Origin of the sequence: Kitasatospora sp. NPDC085879 (genome assembly GCF_040686255.1) — a bacterium.
Classification (GTDB): domain Bacteria; phylum Actinomycetota; class Actinomycetes; order Streptomycetales; family Streptomycetaceae; genus Kitasatospora.
In genome coordinates this window covers 1-3003 of record NZ_JBFBJZ010000173.1, presented here as the reverse complement: position 1 = coordinate 3003, position 3003 = coordinate 1, and the positions used below count along the sequence as shown (strand labels likewise).

Annotated in this window: 2 protein-coding genes and 2 pseudogenes; 2 read left to right on the top strand and 2 right to left on the bottom strand. The window is 69.2% G+C overall.

Translation table 11 applies throughout. The features are described 5' to 3' along the window. Both AB0P35_RS41795 and AB0P35_RS41790 read left to right on the top strand, forming a co-directional pair. Positions 1 to 348, top strand: a 348-nt coding sequence (locus tag AB0P35_RS41795) for an RNA polymerase sigma factor (RefSeq protein WP_363521772.1), incomplete at its 5' end; no start/stop codon positions are given. 73 nt (positions 349 to 421) lie between these two features. Next, a pseudogene (locus AB0P35_RS41790) lies at positions 422 to 1424 on the top strand (IS5 family transposase). Positions 1425 to 1564: 140 nt separating this feature from the next. On the opposite strand, the gene AB0P35_RS41785 reads toward AB0P35_RS41790, so the two are convergent. Together AB0P35_RS41785 and AB0P35_RS41780 are read right to left on the bottom strand one after the other, a co-directional pair. Beyond that, positions 1565 to 2419, bottom strand: coding sequence for an IS701 family transposase (locus AB0P35_RS41785; RefSeq protein WP_363521775.1), 855 nt, complete (start codon positions 2417 to 2419; stop codon positions 1565 to 1567). A gap of 20 nt (positions 2420 to 2439) precedes the next feature. Beyond that, a pseudogene (locus AB0P35_RS41780) lies at positions 2440 to 3003 on the bottom strand (hypothetical protein); the annotation flags it as partial.

Here is a 3003-nt window from a genome sequence, read left to right as displayed (position 1 = left end):
GCCGCGTTCCGCACCTGGCTCTACCGCATCGTCACCAACCGCTGCCTCAGCCTCCTGCGCAGCCGTCCCATGCCTGCCGTCCCCCTCGACATCCAGCCCGAACCCCCGGTCCTCCAGGCCCACGGAGCCCCCGAGCAGATCGCCGAGGCACACGCCGCAGTACGCGCGCTCGCCCGTGCACTGGCCGGCATCGACCCCGACCAGCGGGCCTGCTGGATCCTGCGCGAACTGCACAACATGCACTACGGCGAGATCGCACGAACCCTCGGCATCAGCGAACAGACGGTGCGCGGCAGACTGTTCCGCGCACGCCGATCCCTCGCGGAGGCGATGGATCCATGGCGCTAGGGCACGTATCGGGTTGTGATCAGTATGCGGGTTTCGCCCTCGTGGTCGCGCCCGATCCGATAGATCATGTTGTGTGACGCGAGTGCAACTGACTGACGGCGAGTGGGAGTTCATCGGGCCGTACCTGCCGATCGGCGAGTACGGCCCGTACCCCGAGCGACTGCGCCGGCAGTTCGAGGGCGTGATCTGGCGGTTCCGGACGGGCAGCCAGTGGAGGGAGATGCCGAGCGAGTTCGGGGCCTGGTCGACGGTCCACAACCGCTTTCGGCAGTGGCGGGACGCCGGGGTGTTCGAGGCCCTGCTGGAGGGCGCGATCGCGGAGGCCGCGAAGCGGGGTGAGGTGGACTTGTCGCTGGTCAGCGTGGATTCCACCACCGTCCGGGCCCACCACGACGCCGCCGGGATGCACCTCGGTCCCGGCACGCTCGCCGACCTGGAGAAGGCCGCCGAGAGGCGGAGAAGGCCCGCCAAAAGGGGGCGGCCCGAAGGAACAAGACGGGCAGGGCACCGCAGACGACCCGGAACGGGACGAGCGGCGACGTGTCCGACGCAGACGCAAGATCCGCCTGAAGGCAGCCCTGCTCGGACGGTCCAGAGGCGGACAGACCAGCAAGGTCCACATCGCCGGCGAGCGCAAGTGCCGCCCGCTGGCAATCATCCTGAGCGAGGGACAGGCCGCCGACAGCCCGCAGTTCATCCCGGTGCTGGCGAAGGTCCGGGTTCGCGGGCCCGTCGGCCGCCCCCGCACCCGGCCCGACGCGGTCGCCGGCGACAAGGCCTACTCCTCCCGCGGCAACCGTTCCCACCTGCGCAAACGCGGCATCAAGGCCGTCATCCCGGAGAAGCGGGACCAGGCCGCCCACCGAAAGAAGAAGGGCAGCAGGGGCGGGCGGCCCGTCGGCCACGACGCCGAGCTCTACAAGGAGCGGAACACCGTCGAGCGCCTGATCAACAGGCTGAAGGCCTGGCGGGGCATCGCCACCCGGTTCGACAAGACACCCAAGAGCTACCTCGCCGGCCTCCACCTTCGTGCCTCGATGATCTGGATCAAGGACCTGACCAAGACCACCCCTTGATCACGACCAAATACGCTCCCTAGTAGTGCTTTGTTAGGTGGTGTCGTAGGTCTGCCATGGGATGGGTTGTCGGCATGTGGGGCAGCTGCCGGTCCATGTCGCGATGAGGTGTTGGAGGAGGTCCAGGGCCTGGTAGAAGGTCAGGCCCTGGCCAGGGCTTTTGGGAGGGCCCGCTGTTCGGTGAGGAACAGGTGGGCGGCGCTGACGAGGGTGACGTGGCGATGCCAGCCGATGAAGGAGCGGCCCTCGAAGTGATCCAGGCCCAGGCGGGTCTTCAGCTCGCGGTAGTCGTGTTCGATCCTCCAGCGTGACTTCGCGAGCCGGACCAGGTCCTTGGCGGGGATGTCGGCGGGCAGGTTCGAGATCCAGTACTTGACCGGCTCCGCCTCGTTCTCCGGCCACTGGGCGATCAGCCAGGTGAGGGGGATCGTGCCGTCGTCGGCCGGTTTGGGCCGGCGCCCGGCGAGGCGGACCCGCAGCAGGACGAAGTGTGAGCTCATCGCCGCTCTGGAGCCCTTGAGCCAGGTCACGCTCCGTCCGGAGCGGCGTCCGGCGGCCAGCACGTGCTCGCGCAAGGGGGCCGGGTGGGTGCGGTAGCGCGGCAGCGGCCGCGGCCCCAGACCCCCGTAGGGAGGCCGATAGGGTTCGGCATCCTCGCCCCAGGCGGTCATCTCGCCCTTCGCCTGCAGCACGTAGGCCAGGAAGCGGTCCTCCAGGCCGTGGCGGAAGTCGGCGTTCGCACCGTAGGCGGTGTCCGCGACCAGCACCGCGGGCCGCAGCCCCGCGCCGGCGAGCTCGTCGAGCATGTCCAGCGCCAGACGCCATTTCGGCCGGTGGTGCTCGTCCTCGGGGATCCGGCAGGCCGCGCGCCGCCCAGCCGCCTCGGGTCCGTCCCAGGACTCGGGCAGGAACAGCCGCCAGGACAGCGGGCAGGAGGCGGTGCCGGAGACCGCATGGACGCTGACGCCGATCTGGCAGTTGCCGACCTTGCCCAGGGCTTGTCTCTGAATAACTGTCAGGGTTGATCTTTCTGGTGGCCCGCGTCGGGCAAGCGGACTCGAAGCTGTTCGAGGGTCCGGGCGGGCGACCCTGGCAGCGGTGTGACGACGACGCGGTGCAGGTCCAGGAGCCGGTGGCCGTCTTGGAACTGGTTGGAGAGGTTAGTGCGGGTGACGCCCAGCAGCTGGGCCAGGAGAGTGCTGGTGATCGCCCTGCGTCGGCGCAATAGCGCCGTCAGGAGGCGGTGGTAGTGATCCAGACTGCTGGTCTGCGGGTGGAGGTAGCTGCGCGGACGGTGGAAGCGTCGCTGGAAGGCCGCCTCGGCCAGCGCGTCCCAGTACGGCTCGGAGACTGCCACCAGACGCTCGAAGTCGGACCGCGGCATGCCGGTCAGGGCCGGATTGCTGAGCATCTCGGTCAGGGCGGGGTCGATCCGCCGGGCGGCCGCCGGCGCATCCGGTGTCCGCGGCGGAACGGATGCCAGCGTGTCGGCGTACGAGTCAACATGCACCACCTCGTACGAGTGACTGTGCGCCAAAGTTGATGCGGTGACCGGCTGCTGTCCGTGAGCCTGCTGTCG